Source organism: Alteromonas sp. 76-1 (assembly GCF_900654235.1).
GTDB lineage: Bacteria > Pseudomonadota > Gammaproteobacteria > Enterobacterales > Alteromonadaceae > Alteromonas > Alteromonas naphthalenivorans.
The window spans coordinates 3,567,182-3,586,692 of sequence record NZ_LR136958.1; the positions used below are offsets into that span (position 1 = coordinate 3,567,182).

The window sequence follows — 19,511 nt, forward strand, 5'->3', positions numbered from 1 at the left end:
GAGTTAACCGTTACGTTTTAACAAGTAGTAAAATACAGGGGTAAGAATTAAGCCGAACACGGTGACCCCAATCATGCCAGAGAATACCGCTACACCCATGGCTTGACGCATTTCTGCACCCGCACCAGTGGAAAGCACCATCGGTAACACACCCATAATGAATGCAATCGATGTCATCAGAATGGGGCGAAGACGCAATTTGCTGGCCTCTTTAATGGCTGATAGCGCGTCCATACCCTTGTCTTGCAGTTCTTTGGCAAACTCCACTATCAGAATGGCGTTTTTAGTCGCAAGCCCCACCAACACAATTAAGCCAATTTGGGTAAATATGTTGTTGTCGCCGCCGTATATCACCACACCAATTAATGCGCTTAGCAAGGTCATAGGAACAATTAATATAATGGCCAGTGGTAAGCGCAAACTTTCATATTGCGCTGCCAATACTAAGAATACCAACAGTACGACTAACGGGAAAATAAAGGCCGATGCATTGCCAGCCAATATTTGCTGATAGGTTAGCTCGGTCCACTCGTAGGTCATGCCTAGCGGTAGCGTTTCATCAAGAATTTGCTCAATCGCGGCTTTGGCTTGATCTGAACTGTAGCCCGGCGCTGGTGAACCATTTACTTCAGCGGTGACATAGCCGTTGTAATGCATCACCCTGTCTGGCCCTGCACTGTGCTGAATATCTAGGAATGAACCTAGTGGGATCATATCGCCTTTATCGTTTCGCACTTTAAACTGGGTGATATTTTCAACATCTTGGCGGTACTGTGCATCGGCCTGAACATTTACCTGATAAGTTCTACCGAACAAGTTGAAGTCGTTGACATAAGCTGAACCTAAATACGCCTGCATGGTGTCAAACAAGGTACCAATATTAACCCCTTGGCTAACGGCTTTCTCGCGATCTACATCCACATTTAACTGAGGCACGTTCACTGTAAAACTAGTGAAGCTACCGGTTAATGCTGGGTGCGCCCAGGCTTTGCCAATCACCTCTTGGGTTACTTTTTCAAGTTCAGCAAAACCTAAGTTTCCTCTATCTTGCACTTGTAGCCTAAATCCACCAATGGTGCCAAGCCCCATTACCGGCGGTGGCGGGAATATAGCTACATACGCCCCTTTTATAGAAGCAAATTGTTGGTTCAGTTGCATTGCAATAGCACCGGCTGACATGTCGGGACTTTGACGTTCATTGAACGGTTTAAGTGGTGTGAACAAAACCCCTGAACTTGGACTGGTTGTAAAACCATTAATATTCAAACCAGGAAATGCGACTGCATCTGAAACCCCAGGGTGTTCCATCGCAATACGCGACATTTCACGCACCACTTCCTCGGTTCTATCTAGCGACGCGGCATTAGGCAACTGCGCAAATGCAATAAGGTACTGTTTATCTTGCGGTGGTACGTAGCCAGTAGGTGTATTAGCAAACTGGAAATAGGTTAACCCTAACAAACCAGCGTAAAGCACCACTACTACACCGCTTTTGCGAATAAGCCCGCCTACAGCGCCCGTGTATTTTTTGGCACCGCGATCGAACATTTTATTAAACGGCGTAAATACAAACCGACCTAATAATTTATCCATACCACGGCTTAACCAATCTTTTGATTGGCCATGGGGCTTTAATAATAACGCCGACAGCGCTGGGCTTAAGGTTAATGAGTTAATCGCCGAGATAAAGGTAGAAATGGTAATGGTTAACGCAAATTGCTTATAAAACTGACCGGTTAGGCCACTCATAAAGGCAGTTGGGATAAATACCGCTGCCAATACCAAGGTGGTCGCAATAATAGGGCCTGTTACTTCTTTCATAGCTTGCACAGTGGCATCGAATGGCGCTTTGCCATCGGCAATATTCCGCTCTACGTTTTCCACCACCACAATGGCATCATCAACTACAATGCCGATAGCGAGTACTAGTCCAAACAACGATAACGCGTTTAACGAAAAGCCCATCAATTGCATAAACGCAAAAGTACCTACCAATGAAATGGGCACAGCCACTAAAGGAATAATAGAAGCGCGCCACGTTTGTAAAAACAGCACTACAACCAAAACAACCAGTAGCACAGCTTCAAATAACGTATTTACCACCGCTTCAATGGAACCACGTACGAAGACGGTAGGATCGTAAACAATGTCGTATTCCAACCCTTCTGGAAACATTTTTTCAAGCTCGGCCATGCGAGCACGCACATCATCAGAAATTTGTATGGCGTTAGAACCTGGTGCTTGAAATATAGGTAGTGCAGCTGCTGGGTTGTTATTTAACAATGAACGCAAGGTGTAGTAATCGGCACCTAGCTCAATGCGAGCGACGTCTTTTAAGCGGGTAATTTGACCGTTGTCTCCCACCTTAACAATAATGTTTTCAAACTCACTTTCATCTTCTAGGCGACCGCGTACATTGATAAGCAGTTGAAACTCACTAGTACCCGTGGGCTGTGCGCCTAAACTCCCTGCCGCCGCTTGTTGGTTTTGCTCGGAAATAGCAGCAACTACATCACCAGGGTTCATTTGCAGCGAGGCTAATTTATTGGGATCTAACCATACGCGCATGCTGTATTCACCAGCACCAAATAAACGAACTTGCCCTACCCCTTCAACTCGCGCGAGTTCGTCTTTTACAAATTGGTCGGCATAGTTAGACAAATAAAGCATGTCGTAACGTTTATCAGGTGAGGTTAAGTGCACCACCATGGTTAAATTAGGTGACGATTTTTCGGTAACAATACCTAGGCGTTGTACTTCTTGTGGCAATCGCGGTGTGGCGCGGTTAACCCGGTTTTGTACTAGCGTAGTGGCATCATCAGGATCGGTGCCAATAGCAAACGTAATGGTAAGGGTCATGCGCCCATCAGATGTGGCCTGCGAAGACATGTAAATCATATCTTCTACGCCATTAATCTCTTGCTCTAAAGGCGTGGCGACGGTTTCCGCTATCACCTTAGGGTTTGCGCCAGGATAGTTAGCCGTTACCACAACCGTAGGTGGCACTACTTCTGGGTATTCTGTTATAGGTAGCTGCCAAACAGCAATGGCGCCGCCAATGAAAATGAGCAGGCTTAGTACACCTGCAAAAATAGGGCGACGAATGAAAAATTGCGAAAAATTCATTAGTTAATTCCAGTACCCGCTGCGCTATCAGTAAGAGCATCAACGTTAGCCAAATTGGTTACATTGTCTACACGAGACTGCCAGTTTTGTAAGCTTGCTAGCGCTTCTTTATCACCCATATCAACCTGATTTGGCGCTACAACCGCTCCTGGGCGTACGCGCTGAAGGCCATCAACTACAATAGTGTCGCCAGCTACCAAGCCGCTTCGAATAATGCGCATGCTACCTACTTTGTCACCCAAGGTAACGGCACGGTATTCCACTTTATTTTCGCTGTTTAACACCAACACAAATTTGTTATTAAGGTCGGTGCCAATGGCTTTTTCTTTAATCAGAATACCTTGCTCGTTGGTATCTCCGGCCAGCTTTAAATGCGTAAAAAGCCCAGGCATTAAACGGCCATTCTCATTATTGAAAACCGCGCGAACACGAAGGGTGCCGGTATTGCCATTCACTTGATTATCGACGAAATCGATTTGCCCCCAGTGTCCATAGTCTTGCTCATTGGCAAGACGCATAGCCACGGCTTGGTCGTTTACCGCAGAATCTGCTTTATCATCGCTACTTACGTAATTTAGGTAGGTTTGCTCATCAATATCGAAGTAAGCATAAAGCTGATGGGTAGACACTATACTAGTAAGTTCAGACTGCCCTGCCGTTACATAGTTACCTTCTGTAATATTTGCGCGAGACACACGGCCAGAAATAGGCGCTTCAACACGGGCAAAACCACGGTTCAAACGAGCGACATCTAACGCCGCTTTTGTTTGGTTTATGCTAGCAAAAGCTTGATTCTTGCCGGCCAAACGCTCATCTAGCACCTCTTGCGAAACCGCTTGGGTTTTACGAAGCTTTACGACTCTGTCGTAACTTTGCACAGATAAGTCGTAACGACTTTTTGCTTCTTCAAGTTGCGCAGTTAATCGCTCAACTTCTGCTTTAAAAGCTCGGTTATCAATAAGGAATAAGGTTTCGCCCTGCTCTACATATTCGCCTTCTTCAAAGGCAACAAATTCAATGTATCCTGAAACACGTGGGCGAAGCGATACGGTTTGTGGCGCTTCTAAACGGCCAGTAAAGCTGTCCCATTCAGTTAAACGCTGTGAGACCACTGGCGCAACGTCTACAGGAATGCCTGCATTCGCATGCATTTGGTGGCTAGGGTCCGCATCGTCGCTACCACATGCGGCGACAAGCGCAGTTAGGCTTAATATTGCCAAAAATCGAGTTAAAGTCGTCATTGCAAGCGTCTCTAAAAGTGTGAAGGCGTGCATTATGCACATCGCAATACAATAAAAATAATTATATTTTTATATGCAACACATCATAAAATGATATATATTGAGAAGTATGAAATTTAGGCTATTTTGCTCAGGGTGTTACATGAAAGTTGGCACCACAGCATTAAGCGAAAAAGTGTACTGGTAATAGCTAGACACGCCGTGTAGAGAAATACTGAAGCGATAAAAAGCGATGGGTTCGCCGCGTATTTACGGAGTATTTCCTTACCTCGGCTTTACCTCAGCATTGAACTAGAACCCAGGTACAGAACTAATTTATGAATAATCGGAGTGACTGATGCGCCCACATGATTTGAATTTATTGATGATATTTGATGCCATCATGACAGAAGGCGCGATTACCCGCGCTGCTGATAGATTGTCGATGACACAGCCTGCAGTCTCAAACGCCCTTTCTCGCATGCGTACCGCATGGAAAGACGAGTTATTCGTAAAGGATGGTCGTGGTATTCAACCCACCTCTTATGCTAAGAACCTGTGGAGCCAAATTCAAGGCCCATTGGGTCAACTTGAAGTTGCCGTCAGTCCCGCGGAATTTGACCCTGCTACGGCCAAGCGTACCTTTCGTATATCGGCCACCGACAGCATTGTTGCTATGGTATGGGGGCCGCTTCGTAAGGTTATTGAAAATGAAGCGCCAGGCATTAATATTCATGCGATCCCCAGTTACGATTTGGGTACTGATAAGGTATTGAAAGATGCTGAGGCTGAACTAACTTTTTCTAAATACCATCAACCTGATGCGGTAATACGTACCGAGCACGTGTTAGATCCTAGTTGGGTAGTCGTGATGCGCCCCGATCACCCGCTAGCGAAAGCGCAGCTCACGCTAGAAGACTTTATTGCCGCAGATCACCTGTTGGTATCGGTAACGGGTGATGTTACCGGCCCTACCGATCAGGTATTGGCTAACATGGGATTAAAACGCCGTATTGCCATGTCGGTCAATCAATTCTACAACGCTACGCCGTTGCTAAAAGAAAGCAATTTAATATGTGTTGCACCGTCACTGGTTGTCGAGAAGGAAATTTTTTCTGGTGAGCTCGCAGTATTTGAAACACCTGTTGAAATTAAAGGCTTGCCAATGTCTGTCATGTGGCACAAACGCCAAGACTTAGATGCAGGCTTACAGTGGTTGCGTAAGTTAGTGGTGAAGTTCATTCGTGAGCGTGTAGAACGCCATGAAATGCTGCTATCTCAGTGCTGCCGTAAAGCATACTGCGCCGAAACTGTTAAGCGCTTCTTAGCTCAGCGCAACATGGACAGCAGCGACTTTACGCCATCGCATATTAAGCATGGTGACGAGGTAGACGTAACCGAGGCCGCCGAGATTTTAAATTTAGATAACGCTGTGAACGACCCGAAGGGAAAAGTAATTGCGTAGTTTTTTAAATAAACCTTGTTGGTGACAGGTTGCAATAAACCTTAAAGATAAGCTGCTATTAATCCCCTCTGATAGACAGCTTTTCACCTGCTTAGGCTTACTTGTACTTGCACTCTTTACTGGCAAGCCACGCTAAACCCTCTTTTTCATCAACACAAAAGAAATAATCGATATCTGCTGCCAAGTACACCCGCTCGAACTGACTTTGAACCAGCGCTGGAATGTCAGCGTTGGCAACCACCAAAGCGCAGGCTGACATACCGTATATTTTACGAAGTTTGATTGAGTCTATTAAGGTAGATTCTGCTGCCGGCGTTAAAATCCCAGTACCCTGAACAAATCCTAAAAAGCCCCATTTTTGGCCTTTAAGGCTAATGACAATATCTTTAACGTCCTCGTGGTATTGCTTCAAAATCTCTTCATTCACCACACCGCGTCCGTCTACTCGCAGCACATTACCTATTAGCTCAATATCATATTCGGCGTGCTTAGTTTCTGCATGGGAGGTGTTTTTTCCAATAGTATGAATGTTGCTCGGGACCATTTTGTCTCGTTTAAAATTAACTGCTAACTACCTGCTCTAATAGTAGGCGCTATATGTAGATTACGCCAAGTTAGCTGCGCTAAAAATAAAAAAACCCGCCATTTGACGGGTTTCTGCGTTAACTAATTAGCTAACTTACTTCTTTTTCTTTGCCTTAGCGTTAGGCAAATCGGTAATACTACCTTCGAAGATTTCAGACGCTAGGCCAATTGACTCGTTTAGCGTTGGGTGAGCGTGAATTGTTAAAGCAACATCTTCCGCGTCTGCGCCCATTTCAACAGCAAGACCAATTTCGCCAAGCATTTCGCCCGCGTTAGTACCTACCATTGCGCCACCAAGTACTCGACCGGTGTCTTTATCGAAAATCATTTTAGTCATACCGTTTGTTGCGTCAGAAGCAATGGCGCGACCTGAAGCAGCCCATGGGAATACGGCTGTTTCGTAGCTTAAACCTTGTTCTTTTGCTTCTTTCTCGGTAACACCTACCCAGGCAACTTCCGGCTCAGTGTACGCTACTGAAGGAATACCACGTGGGTCGAAGTAATGTTTCTGTCCGGCAATAACTTCAGCTGCAACATGACCTTCGTGAACCGCTTTATGCGCAAGCATAGGTTGGCCAACTAAGTCGCCAATAGCGAAGATATGTTCAACGTTAGTACGCATTTGCTTATCAACGTTAATAAAGCCACGGTCGTCAACGTTAACACCAGCAGTGTCTGCGCCAACCATTTTACCGTTTGGACGACGTCCAACAGCCACTAATACTTTGTCGTAGCGTACTTGTTCTGAAGGTGCATTTTTACCTTCAAACGTTACATACAAACCGTCTTCTTTTGCTTCAACCGCAGTCACTTTCGTTTCAAGCATGATGTTGAATTTTTCTTTATAATCTTTCATAAAGACTTTCATGATGTCTTTATCAGCAGCTGGAATAAGCTGATCTAAAAATTCAACAACATCAATTTTTGAACCTAATGCTTCGTACACTGTACCCATTTCTAGGCCAATGATACCGCCACCAAGTACAAGCATCTTCTCTGGAATATCTTTCATTTCCAAAGCGCCAGTTGAGTCGATAATACGATCGTCTTCTGGAATAAACGGAAGACTTACTGGCTCAGAGCCTGCAGCAATAATTGCTTTTTCAAAAGTAATAGTAGTAACGTCGTCACCGTTTTTTACTTCAAGGGTATTAGCACCGGTAAATTTACCGTAACCTTTAACGTGCTTGGTTTTACGCATTTTTGACATGCCGCCAAGACCGTTAGTCAGCTGTTTTACAACGCTGTCTTTATATTCGCGAATTTTGTCTAGGTCGATTTTTGGTTCGCCAAAAGTTACACCATGGCTAGCCAGATGCTTCGCTTCTTTCATTACTTTTGCTACGTGAAGCAATGCTTTTGAAGGAATACAACCAACGTTAAGACATACACCACCTAGCACTTCACGTGAATCAACAATAACGGTCTCGATGCCTAAGTCGGCAGCACGGAATGCTGCAGAGTAACCGCCAGGGCCGCCGCCCAGTACCACTAATTGCGTTTTAATTTCGCTCATTGTGAACCTCAATCCTATTTTTTGTTATCTATCACCTTGTGCGTAATAGCATAACCTAAATACTGCCCCAAGGGCTTATAAAATCACCGAGAATGTTAATGATATAACAAACATTCTCGTATTTTGATTTAAAGTATAATTCTGCGCAAGTCAGTCAAGTTTGCAGCTACTTCAGTAGAGAACCTTGCACCTACCGCACCATCAATAACACGATGATCGTACGACAAGCTTAACGGAACCATTAGGCGAGGTTCAAACTCGCTACCGTTCCACTTCGGTTTCATATCAGACTTAGATACACCTAAAATAGCAACTTCAGGGGCATTAACAATTGGCGTGAACGCTGTTCCACCAATACCGCCTAAGCTTGAAATGGTAAACGTACCGCCTTGCATATCTGAAGACTTCAGCTTGCCATCACGGGCTTTCTTCGACGTTTCAATAAGCTCTTGAGATAACTGCTCAATACCTTTCTTGTTCACGTCTTTGATTACCGGCACTACCAAGCCACCCGGTGTTTCTACCGCAATACCAATGTTGATGAATTTCTTGATAATCAAGCTTTCACCATCTTCAGAAAGCGAAGAGTTGAATATTTCGTATTTTTCTAGTGCTTTTGCGACCGCTTTCATGATGAAAACAAGTGGCGTGATCTTCAAGCCAGACTTGGTTTTTGCATGATACGCATTTTGTTCTTTACGGAACGCTTCTACGTCGGTGATATCAGCCTCATCGAACTGTGTTACATGAGGGATAGTCGCCCAGTTACGGTGTAAGAACGGGCCAGAAATCTTCTGAATGCGTGAAAGCTTAACTTCTTCAACTTCACCAAACTTGCTGTGATCGACAGGTTTAACCGGCACAATTTGAAGCACGTTATCGCCAGCTGGTGCAGATGCACTTGCAGCGCTGCCTTTAGGCTTAGCAAGCTCAGCTTTAACGTAAGCCTGAACGTCTTCTTTAAGAATACGATTCTTAGGGCCTGTTCCGTTAACAAGGGTGAGGTCTACACCAAACTCTCTTGCTACGCGGCGCACAGAAGGAGAAGCATGTGCTTTCCCATTGCCCTTAGGCTCTGGCGCTTCTTGCGCTGGCACAGGTGAATTATTTTGCGCTGCTGTTTTTTCAGCCGCTTTTGGCTTCTCAGGCGCAGATTCAGCTTTCTTCGGTGCGGGTGCTTCGCTACTAGCTGAACCGCCACTTCCGGCAGTTTCTAGCTTAATAACTAACGTACCTTGCTTAACTTTGTCACCGGCTTTAATAAAGACTTCTTTTACTGTACCTGCATGGGTAGAAGGCACATCCATTGTCGCTTTATCAGTTTCAAGGGTAATAAGACCATCTTCTTTCTCAATGGTGTCGCCCACAGAAACTAATACATCGATAACGTCTACTTCGCCGTCTTCACCAATATCAGGAACTTCAACCTCTACCACGCCGCCAGCTGATTCTGAAGATGAGGCAGATGAAGCCGCGTCGTCAGAAGATGATTCAGCCGCAGGTGCCGCTTTTTCAGAACTTGATTCCGCAGGCGCATCGCTGCTAGCTGCTTCACCACTTCCAGCGGTTTCTAGTTTAATAACTAGCGTACCTTCTTTTACTTTATCGCCAGTACTGATGAATACTTCTTTCACCGTACCTGCGTGAGTAGAAGGCACATCCATAGTGGCTTTATCGGTTTCTAGCGTAATAAGCCCATCTTCTTTTTCGATGGTATCGCCTACAGAAACCAATACATCAATAACATCTACTTCGCCGTCGTCACCAATATCAGGAACCGCAACTTCTATCACTTCACCGCCACCTGATGATGCAGGTGCCGCTTCTGACTTGCTTTCTTCTTTTGGTGATTCTTTAGGCTCTTCTTTTGCAGGTGCTGCTTCAGCTGGTTCTTCTTTTTCTTCAGAAGAGGCTTCTTCGCCACCTGCTTTTTTCATTTCACCGATAACATCGCCTTCTTTAATCTTGTCGCCAACGGCAACAGATAAGCTAACAATCTCACCTTCAAATGGTGCAGGAATGTCCATAGAGGCTTTGTCACTTTCTACGGTAACAACGCCTTCATCTGCATCAATGGTGTCGCCAACGGCAACACATAGCTCGATAACTTCAACTTCGTCACCGCCTACATCGGGTACGATAATCTTTTGAATATCTGACATATGTAAAATACCTTATCTGCCTGCGGCTACGCGTAAAGTGGGTTTAGTTTTTCAACGTTAATATCAAAACGTTTAATCGCTTCGGCAACATCTTTCTTATCAAACTCACCGCGTTGCGCTAGTTCGTACAATGAAGCCACTACAATGTATGCAGCGTTAACTTCAAAGTGAGTACGCAAGTTTTCACGGCTATCACTTCTACCAAAGCCATCAGTACCTAGACAGCGGTAATCAGTGTCGATAAATGCACGAACCTGATCAGAATAGTTCTTCACGTAGTCGGTAGCAGAAATAGCAGGACCTGCATCTTTCGTAATGACCTGACCAACGTAAGCTGTTTTCTGATCTGCTTCTGGATTCAACATGTTCCAGCGCGCCACTTCTTGACCTTCGCGAGCCAATTCGTTGAACGAGGTTACCGAGTAAACGTCTGAAGAAACGTTGTAGTCGTCACAAAGAATTTGTGCCGCTTTACGTACTTCATTCAAGATAGTCCCCGAGCCCATTAACTGTACATTGGTCTTGGTCTTCTTGTTTTCAACTCGTTCAAGCTTATAAATACCTTTAATGATTTGATCTGCTACGTCATCACCTTCAGGCATAGCTGGGTGTTGGTAGTTCTCGTTCATCAATGTTAGGTAATAGAATACGTTTTCGTTGTTGCCATACATGCGACGTAAACCGTCTTGTACAATAACAGCTACTTCGTATCCGTAAGTTGGATCGTAAGTTACACAGTTCGGGATAAGGTTCGCTTGAACATGTGAATGTCCATCTTGGTGCTGTAGACCTTCACCGTTCAATGTGGTTCTACCTGCAGTAGCACCTAACAAGAAACCTCTCGCTTGGCTATCGCCAGCTGCCCACGCCAAGTCGCCAACACGTTGGAAACCAAACATTGAGTAGTAAATGTAGAACGGAATAGTCGTAGCGTTACAGGTTGAGTAAGACGTACCTGCCGCAACCCATGATGCCATTGCACCTAATTCGTTAATACCTTCCTGCAATACCTGACCTTTTTTATCTTCACGATAGTAAGCCACTTGGTCTGCATCTTGTGGAACGTATTTTTGGCCTTCGTTAGCATAAATGCCCACTTGGCGGAAAAGCCCTTCCATACCGAATGTACGTGCTTCATCAGGGATAATTGGCACAATACGCTTACCAATTTTCTTGTCTTTCAACAAGGCATTAAGTACGCGAACAAAGGTCATAGTAGAGGAAACTGAACGATCGCCTGAACCTTTTAAGATTGCATCGAATGCTTTTAGCTCAGGTACTTCAAGTTGCTCTTCTGCTTGCTCTCTACGAGAAGGCAGGTAGCCGCCTAAAGACTCACGACGCTCGCGCAAGTACTTCATTTCTTCACTGTCTTCAGGGAACTTGAAGTATGGAAGTTCTTCAATTTTCTCATCAGCGATTGGAATATTGAAACGATCGCGGAACACTTTAAGTGAATCAACGTCCATCTTCTTCACGTTATGCGCAATGTTTAAAGCTTCACCAGAAGCACCTAAACCAAACCCTTTAACGGTTTTAGCAAGAATAACCGTTGGACGACCTTTGGTCTCTTTCGCTTTTTGATAAGCAGCAAAGACTTTAACTGGATCGTGTCCACCACGGTTCAAGCGCCAGATGTCATCATCAGACATGTTCGCAACAAGTGCAGCCGTTTCTGGGTACTTGTTGAAGAAGTTTTCGCGAGTGTATTTACCACCCTTCGCTTTACAGTTCTGGTACTCACCGTCTACGGTTTCGCCCATTAACTGAATAAGTTTGCCTGATTTATCACGGGCAAGAAGCTCATCCCAGTAACTGCCCCAAATAACTTTAACCACTTCCCAGCCTGCGCCGCGGAATGTGCCTTCAAGTTCTTGGATAATTTTGCCGTTACCACGAACCGGGCCGTCTAGGCGCTGTAGGTTACAGTTGATAACGAAAGTTAGGTTATCTAGGCCTTCACGTGACGCAAGACCAATAGCACCTAATGATTCTGGCTCATCACACTCACCGTCACCCATGTAGCAGTATACGCGCTGTTCAGAACAATCTTTGATACCACGGTTAGTGAGGTACTTAAGGAAACGTGCAGTATAAATAGCTTGAAGTGGACCTAAGCCCATCGATACTGTTGGGAACTGCCAGTAATCTTTCATCAAATGAGGGTGTGGGTATGAAGACAAGCCTTCACCAGCGCATTCTTGACGGAAGTTATTTAGCTGTTCTTCAGAAAGGTTACCTTCAATGAAAGAACGGGCATAAATACCTGGAGAGATATGGCCTTGGGCAAAAATAAAGTCGCCACCAGCGTTTTCTGTCGGCGCTTTAAAGAAGTGGTTAAAACCAACATCATATAGCATGGCAGATGACGCAAAACTACCAATGTGACCACCAAGCTCTAAGTCTTTCTTAGAAGCACGTAATACAATCATCAATGCATTCCAACGAATGGCGGCACGAATACGTGCTTCAATCGTTAGGTCGCCAGGCATTTTTGGCTCTTGCGCTGAAGGAATTGTATTGATGTACGCTGTGGTGGCGTCGTACGGTAAGTGCGCTCCGCTACGACGAGCCTTATCAATAAGTTTCTCGAGTAGATAATGGGCGCGTTCTACACCTTCCTCTTCCAAAACAGATTCAAGAGCATCAATCCACTCTTTAGTTTCTTGAGGATCCACATCTTGGTGCATCATATCAGTCATGGTGCCATCCTATTTTTGCTTTATATATAGAGAATTCTTCCTTCGACCTAATTATCGAAAGAAGAATGACCAAATTACGTTGTACTCGCTGTGAACCTTAATGGCTCACCTGTGCTTTTTGCATATCGCAGTAGCTAAAATTCTCTTTAAGCCTCTGCTTATATAATCACGCCTTATAAAACTGGGTAAACAAGAAGGCATGTTAAATTTCTAATCGGCGTAACGCGCGTTGTACACGTGTGTCACGCTGATTAATGGTTAATAATGTCTTTTCAATGAACGCAAGGTGCGTATTACACGCCTGACGTGCTGCTTCTGGATCCCGTGCAGCGATAGCCTCAACAATTTCTCGTCTTTGACGAGCAATATCGGCCACAGCATCGGGGTGAGTCGCTAACATATCAAAGTTACGTTCAATGTTTTCCACCAGCATACTTTGCATGGTGCTCATTACATGTAAAAGCACCATGTTATGGGATGCTCTTGCCATAATGATGTAGAACTTACCTAGCGCTTCAGCTTGTTTCCGCTTACTTTCTTCAGGGGCTGGCTGAGGCAATTCGTTAAGCGCATTTTTTAGCGCTTCATAATCTTCAGGTTGCCCACGAAGCGCAGCGTAGTACGCTGCCATTCCCTCTAGGGCATGACGAAACTCAAGTAAATCGAACTGAGTTTCAGGCCGTTTACTTACCAATGCCATTAATGGATCTTTCAAGGCTGAATTAAGGTTGCGGTTAACAAATGTGCCGCCCCCTTGCTTGCGCTCAACTAACCCACGCGCCTGGAGATTACCTATAGCTTCTCGTAACGAAGGCCGCGATACCTCAAACTGAACTGCAAGTTCACGCTCTGGTGGCAATTTCTGACCTGCCAATAAGCTCCCATCCAAAATCATGGATTCAAGCTGCTCGGTGATAACATCGGCAAGTTTTTTTCGCTGCTGACGCATGCGTGACTATATTCCTTCGTTTACTTGAGTATGCGACTATTTTGTAAACAAGTAAGGTCTACAGTCACAATTGGTAATACCATTTTACCTATACAGTTTAAGATAGTTTGAAAGTGAGGTAAATACTCTCAAGCATAGCAAACTTGTAACGAGTTGCTTGTTGTTAAGCTTTATTGTTGAATTTGTTGCAAAAATTTAGCAAAGCCTCACTGGTCTGATGAGGTGAGGTAACATGCATATGAGACATGAAATGCCTGATCTATAAATAAAAAATTTATAGACCAGGATAGAATGGTAATACGTTTGTTAACGGTATTAGTTAGGCAAGGGTGCCAATAACAGTAAGTACAGAGGTAATAACAAGTAGAAAAATAACATTACGTTTTGCTAACTTGACCAACACTTTAGGCTCTACGGCTGCATTTTCTGTCTGAGCTTTATGCTCTTCAGCCGTTAACATCTCAGCTTTTGACGACACTTTAGTGAGTAGGTCATACGCAGAAATATTCAATGATAAGCCGTCTTTCAGCCATTCAGGTAATGCACGAGAAAAGTGCCCCATCATCAGCATGCCAAACGCAGTAATGCGTACCGGTATAAAATCAAGTGCGTACATTAACTTGCCCGCCGCCATAGCCAATGGATGTTGAGATGCACAGAAACGCTCAGTGGCACTTCTACTGAAACAGTAGAACACGGCACCCGGTGCACCAAATGCTATGAACCACAACATCACCGCAGCGTAGTGCTGATAGTTCAGCCAAGTAAGGTGTTGGCCGAAGCTTTTTCCCTCAGCCATGGCAGTACCGTCGCTATCACGCTTGCTACCGCAATGCCCTAGTTGGTCGGTGTACATACTGCAAGCTTGTAAATCGCCTCGGTCTGCAGCGTTCAAAAACTGCTTATACGTGGCACGCAATACCGGGCAGCCTATACAAATAAACAAAATGATACTTTGTTCAATAAAGGTAAGAAAAGCGCCGAACAGCCAATGCTCAATTAGCCCAATGATTAGTGCTGGCAGCAACATATATAAATAAAAAGCAATCGATGACGTGTCTTCTTCTAGCCATTTTCGCTCGTAAAGCCAATTTTGATAGGCAACTGCATAACGTTCTATGTGCCATACCGGCGTTTTAGTAATGAGCCTTTCAAGACTTAATACCAGCAGTAAACTCATTAGTATCATGTATATTTCCTACCGTAAAAATGCTGAATTATAGGTAATAGGCAGACGCTTAATCGCCTTGCTTACCGATTTATATAATGGTGTTGCTTGAGATGTTAGTTGCATCAAGTGACTGTCTGTAGCGTGACCAATCGAACGCTACACCCGGATCGGTCTTTCGCCCTGGCGCAATATCATTATGACCCACAATTCGACCCAACGTAATTCGCGGGTACTGTTGCAATATAAACCTACTCAATATCGATAGTTGCTCATATTGAGCATCCGTGTAAGGCAGAGTATCCGTACCTTCTAATTCAATACCAATGGTAAAGTCGTTACAACGAGAGCGACCTTGAAATGTCGATAACCCTGCATGCCACGCCCGCTTATTGAAAGGAACAAACTGCTCTACCTCACCGTTGCGGTAAATAACGCAATGCGCAGATACCCTAATTCCTGCTATTGCTTTGTAAAACGGGTGCTCATCAGGGTTTAACGTACCGGTAAACAGTTCACGAATGCCTGATGTACCAAACTGTGAGGGTGGCAACGAAATATTATGAATAACCAACACACTCACATCGCTTTCGTCGGGCCGTTCATCATAATGGGGGCAATCAATTTGCGTCGCGGGCTTGTATAACACCATATAATTTGAAGATTCGTTACGTGGTTTTCATTAATAACAGTGTGACACCAGCTGCCCAAGGGCACAAGCTCGCAAGCGTAGGATTCAGCCCCGAGAGGTATAGCAGTAAGTCAGCATCCATTTAAAACACGCCGTAAACCCATCCATGGGGGCTCTATGCAGCTCCCTGCTGCATAAGGTTTTAAATGGATGCTGACTTACTGCTTTGACATATGGCTATTTGACTGGAGCTCATATCAACGTTATGAATGAAAGGTGAGTTTGAGGGTAAAGCACGCCGTGAATCCATCCTTGGAGGCTCGGCTGCAGCATCCATGCTGCAGACGGCTCTACCCTCACTCTCACTATCCACTTAATTATTCGCTAGTTTTACTTAGATAAAATAAAGAAAACAGCGCTCTGCTGCGCAAGGAATAAATGGTTACAAACTCTATTAGTTAGGCCGATACGTTTATATATACGTAGAAAGGCGGTATAAATAGAACGTATAAAAAGAAGTGAGATGGTTTATATGAGTGAAGATGATTCTGTGGGCGAGAATTCTGCGGCAAAGTATATGGTGGTGCTGGCGTGGATTTGTGGGTTTGGTCTGCTGGTCTATGTCTTTTCTGGCTTGCTCGATAAGCAGGTTAACCCTAATAGCGAACCCCAATCACAGCGTATTGGGTCACAAACCGAAGTACGCTTAAAGCAAAACCGTGCAGGGCATTACGTGACTTCAGGCTTTATTAATGGCGAAGAAGTGGTGTTTTTGGTAGATACCGGTGCTACCGATGTGTCTATCCCTGCCCATTTAGCACAGCGACTTCAACTACAAGCGGGTCGTAAAGGCTTAGCCAATACAGCGAATGGAACCGTTACCGTTGCTGAATCACGTATTGATACTCTTCGAATTGGCGACATTGTATTGAAAAATGTTAGCGCAAACCTAAACCCCGGTATGCAAAGTGAGCATATCTTGCTTGGAATGAGCGTTTTACGGCAATTAGAGTTTACTCAGCGCGGAGATTGGTTAATATTGCGTACCCTTTAATTCTAAACAGCAGCCATCATGATTTCACCCGACATTAACGCCATCCGCGAACAAGTTTCTCTCGCACTTATTGAAGATTTAGGTGGCGAGCTTAACGCGCATAACGACATTACTGCGAACTTAATAGATGAAAGCGAAAACGCGACTGCTACTATTATTACCCGTGAGCAATGCGTTATTTGCGGCGTAGCTTGGGTTGAACAAGCGTTTGCGTTAATTGATGAGCACCTAGAATTAGTATGGCAAGTAAAAGATGGCGATACCGTTGCAGCAGATACTACCCTACTGACTTTAACAGGCTCGGCTCGTGCCATTCTTACTGCCGAGCGGGTAGCACTTAATTTTCTGCAAACCCTTTCAGCAACGGCAACCGTCACAGCCAGCTACGCGAAGTTGCTTGCCGGAAGCAACACCAAAATCCTTGATACACGCAAAACCTTACCAGGCCTTCGTATGGCACAGAAGTACGCTGTGCATTGTGGCGGCGGACAAAATCATCGTATTGGTTTGTTTGATGCGTTCTTAATTAAAGAAAACCACATTTTTTCCTGCGGCTCTATAGAGAAAGCAATAAGCCGAGCTAAAGAAATGAAACCTGGGAAGCCTGTTGAAGTAGAAGTAGAAAGCTTAGAAGAATTACAACAAGCACTGCTTGCAGGGGCTGACATCGTGATGTTGGATAACTTTACCAACGAACAGATCCAAAAGGCAGTAGCGCTAACCCAAGGGCAATGTAAACTGGAAGTGTCAGGTAACATTACCGATGAACGGTTATCGTCGCTAGCAACATTGGGTGTAGACTATATTTCATCTGGTGCATTAACTAAGAATGTGAAAGCAATTGATTTGTCGCTAAGGGTTAACTTAGCGTAAAAAAGATTGCGAATAGCGTGCGTTAATTTCATATGTAACAGTTCAAATGACGTGCTTAGGTATAAAGCTACTTTACTACTTTGTAAGCACGTTTCATCGGTTTAGTTCTCGCTAGTATAGTTATCTATACGTACAAAAGTTGTAAATTTATACGAAAGTTCAACAACATAGGGCTGCAAAGCCCTTTTTGAACGTGTCATACTGAAAAAGTCAGACATAGGTATTTTTCTGCATACTTGTCACTGACCAATTAATTTATATACTTAGATTCAAGTACCAGGGGCGTTTAAGGACGACTCGGGTATAAACGTCAATTTGAATTACATTTAAACTTAACGTGCTATACACGTCCCGGAGAAAACCATGATGAACATGAAAACTAAAAACCAAAAGGGTTTCACCCTAATCGAACTAATGATCGTTGTTGCCATTATCGGTATTTTGGCTGCAATCGCTTTACCTGCTTATCAAACTTATACTCAAAAATCTAAGTTTACAGAAGTAGTAATGGCTACCACTGCATTTAAAACAGCTTTTGAAGTTTCTGCACAAACTGGTGAGTTTACAGCATTAACTGATGCGGATGCGGGCACTAAAGGTCTTCCGCCAGCGATGTCAACAGCAACTGGGCGCGTAGCTTCTGTCAATATTACAGATGGCGTTATCACAGCAACTGGTACATCTGAAGTAGGTAGCTACACTTATATCCTAACTCCTAACGGTATTACCGCTCCGATTCAATGGACTAAAACAGGAACATGTGTAGCTCAAGGAGTCTGTTAACGAGTTATCGTATAATTTAAGGGAAGTGCAATTGCACTTCCCTTTTTTATTAAAGGAAGAATATTTGTGAAGGCTGCAATAGTTTACGAATGGCAAGGTAAAGATGGGCGAGGTAACAGCCGCAAAGGTGAGATATCGGCTGCCAACCTTAAAGAAGCCAAAATGCAACTTCGTAAACAAGGTGTTTCAGTCAGAAAAGTAAAAAAACAGCAGAAATCCCTATTTAGTCGTGGCGGCCAAAAAATTACCGCTGCAGACATTTCAGTATTTTCACGCCAAATTGCCACTATGTTGGCTGCTGGTGTTACCCTTATCCAATCTTTAGACATGATATCACAAGGTCATGCTAAAGCATCGATGCGGAAATTGCTCGGAGATATTACAAACGAAGTCCGCTCAGGAAACCCCTTATCAAATTCACTGCGTAAACACCCTGAATATTTTGACGATTTATACTGTGACTTGGTTTACACCGGAGAACAGTCTGGTGCGCTTGAAACTATTTATGACCGAATTGCCACCTATAAAGAAAAAGCAGAAGCACTGAAATCAAAAATTAAAAAGGCGATGTTTTACCCTGTTGCTGTGGTGGTAGTCGCGCTTATAGTAACCACTATATTGCTAGTTTTTGTTGTACCTCAATTTGAAGAAATTTTTAGTAGTTTTGGGGCAGAGCTTCCTGCCTTTACACTCTTTGTGCTCGCCATCTCAAATTTTGTGCAAAGTTACGGGATATTTATAGGCATCGGAATTGGCATAGCTGGCTACATGTTTATGCGCGTTCACAAAAAAAGTCAAAACTTTCGCGATAAAGTTGATAGAGCTGTTCTCAAAATCCCCGTCATTGGGGAAATACTTAAAAAAGCGAGTATCGCGCGATTTACTCGCACACTAGCAACCACCTTTGCCGCAGGTGTACCTCTAATTGGCGCACTTGAATCGGCTGCTGGCGCGTCGGGTAATGCGGTCTTTAGAGACGCCATCATGTTTATGCGAAAAGAAGTGGCAGGCGGCATGCCAATGCATACATCAATGCGCGCTACCAATGTATTTCCTGATATGGTGACGCAGATGGTTGCCATCGGTGAAGAGTCTGGCTCAGTTGACTCTATGTTAAGCAAAATTGCTACCATATATGAAGCTGAAGTGGATGATATGGTCGATGGCTTAACCAGCTTATTAGAGCCAATGATCATGGCTGTGCTAGGCGTGGTAATTGGCGGCCTTATCGTTGCGATGTACCTTCCCATATTTGAAATGGGTAATGTGGTATAACC

At 44.3% G+C, this 19,511-nt stretch carries 14 protein-coding genes; 5 read left to right on the forward strand and 9 right to left on the reverse strand.

Going from position 1 to position 19,511, the window contains the following annotated elements; genetic code table 11:
• Positions 1–3: 3 nt before the first annotated feature.
• Entirely contained in the window at positions 4–3,126 is a 3,123-nt protein-coding gene (locus ALT761_RS15395; protein ID WP_129739852.1) for an efflux RND transporter permease subunit, read from the reverse strand.
• Positions 3,126–4,367: an efflux RND transporter periplasmic adaptor subunit gene (locus tag ALT761_RS15400; RefSeq protein WP_129739853.1), complete on the reverse strand. Its 1,242-nt coding sequence runs from the start codon at positions 4,365–4,367 to the stop codon at positions 3,126–3,128. Before ALT761_RS15400 ends, ALT761_RS15395 begins: the two co-directional genes overlap by 1 nt.
• 337 nt (positions 4,368–4,704) lie before the next feature.
• Between ALT761_RS15400 and ALT761_RS15405 the strand changes: the two genes are divergently transcribed.
• The gene (locus ALT761_RS15405) at positions 4,705–5,811 is read left to right on the forward strand and encodes a LysR family transcriptional regulator (protein ID WP_129739854.1); all 1,107 of its coding nucleotides are present in this window, start codon (positions 4,705–4,707) and stop codon (positions 5,809–5,811) included.
• A gap of 97 nt (positions 5,812–5,908) precedes the next feature.
• Here the strand turns inward: ALT761_RS15405 and ALT761_RS20815 are convergent, their stop codons facing one another.
• From ALT761_RS20815 to ampD, 7 genes are all read right to left on the reverse strand, one after another.
• The gene (locus tag ALT761_RS20815) at positions 5,909–6,355 is read right to left on the reverse strand and encodes a hypothetical protein (RefSeq protein ID WP_013782962.1); all 447 of its coding nucleotides are present in this window, start codon (positions 6,353–6,355) and stop codon (positions 5,909–5,911) included.
• A gap of 135 nt (positions 6,356–6,490) precedes the next feature.
• Positions 6,491–7,912, reverse strand: coding sequence for a dihydrolipoyl dehydrogenase (gene lpdA, locus ALT761_RS15415; protein WP_129739855.1), 1,422 nt, complete (start codon positions 7,910–7,912; stop codon positions 6,491–6,493).
• Positions 7,913–8,040: 128 nt separating this feature from the next.
• Positions 8,041–10,074, reverse strand: a complete 2,034-nt coding sequence (gene aceF, locus ALT761_RS15420; protein WP_129739856.1) for a pyruvate dehydrogenase complex dihydrolipoyllysine-residue acetyltransferase — start codon at positions 10,072–10,074, stop codon at positions 8,041–8,043.
• A 26-nt stretch (positions 10,075–10,100) separates the two neighbouring features.
• Entirely contained in the window at positions 10,101–12,776 is a 2,676-nt protein-coding gene (gene aceE, locus ALT761_RS15425) for a pyruvate dehydrogenase (acetyl-transferring), homodimeric type (RefSeq protein WP_129739857.1), read from the reverse strand.
• Positions 12,777–12,978: 202 nt separating this feature from the next.
• Complete coding sequence (locus ALT761_RS15430) at positions 12,979–13,725, reverse strand: GntR family transcriptional regulator (protein ID WP_129739858.1); 747 nt, start codon at positions 13,723–13,725, stop codon at positions 12,979–12,981.
• Positions 13,726–14,044: 319 nt separating this feature from the next.
• Positions 14,045–14,914 carry a beta-lactamase regulator AmpE gene (ampE, locus tag ALT761_RS15435; protein WP_129739859.1) on the reverse strand — a complete coding sequence of 290 codons (870 nt, stop codon included), beginning with the start codon at positions 14,912–14,914 and terminating at the stop codon, positions 14,045–14,047.
• A 70-nt stretch (positions 14,915–14,984) separates the two neighbouring features.
• Complete coding sequence (gene ampD / locus ALT761_RS15440) at positions 14,985–15,545, reverse strand: 1,6-anhydro-N-acetylmuramyl-L-alanine amidase AmpD (protein WP_129739860.1); 561 nt, start codon at positions 15,543–15,545, stop codon at positions 14,985–14,987.
• A gap of 502 nt (positions 15,546–16,047) precedes the next feature.
• Here ampD and ALT761_RS15445 point away from each other — a divergent pair.
• From ALT761_RS15445 to ALT761_RS15460, 4 genes are all read left to right on the forward strand, one after another.
• Positions 16,048–16,578 carry a retropepsin-like aspartic protease family protein gene (locus ALT761_RS15445; protein ID WP_129739861.1) on the forward strand — a complete coding sequence of 177 codons (531 nt, stop codon included), beginning with the start codon at positions 16,048–16,050 and terminating at the stop codon, positions 16,576–16,578.
• An 18-nt stretch (positions 16,579–16,596) separates the two neighbouring features.
• On the forward strand, positions 16,597–17,451 hold the full coding sequence (nadC, locus tag ALT761_RS15450; RefSeq protein WP_129739862.1) for a carboxylating nicotinate-nucleotide diphosphorylase: 855 nt from the start codon (positions 16,597–16,599) through the stop codon (positions 17,449–17,451).
• A gap of 363 nt (positions 17,452–17,814) precedes the next feature.
• Positions 17,815–18,234, forward strand: coding sequence for a pilin (locus tag ALT761_RS15455; protein ID WP_129739863.1), 420 nt, complete (start codon positions 17,815–17,817; stop codon positions 18,232–18,234).
• A gap of 66 nt (positions 18,235–18,300) precedes the next feature.
• Positions 18,301–19,509 (forward strand): type II secretion system F family protein, encoded by a 1,209-nt coding sequence (locus ALT761_RS15460; protein ID WP_129739864.1) that lies wholly within the window; start codon positions 18,301–18,303, stop codon positions 19,507–19,509.
• Positions 19,510–19,511 lie beyond the last annotated feature (2 nt).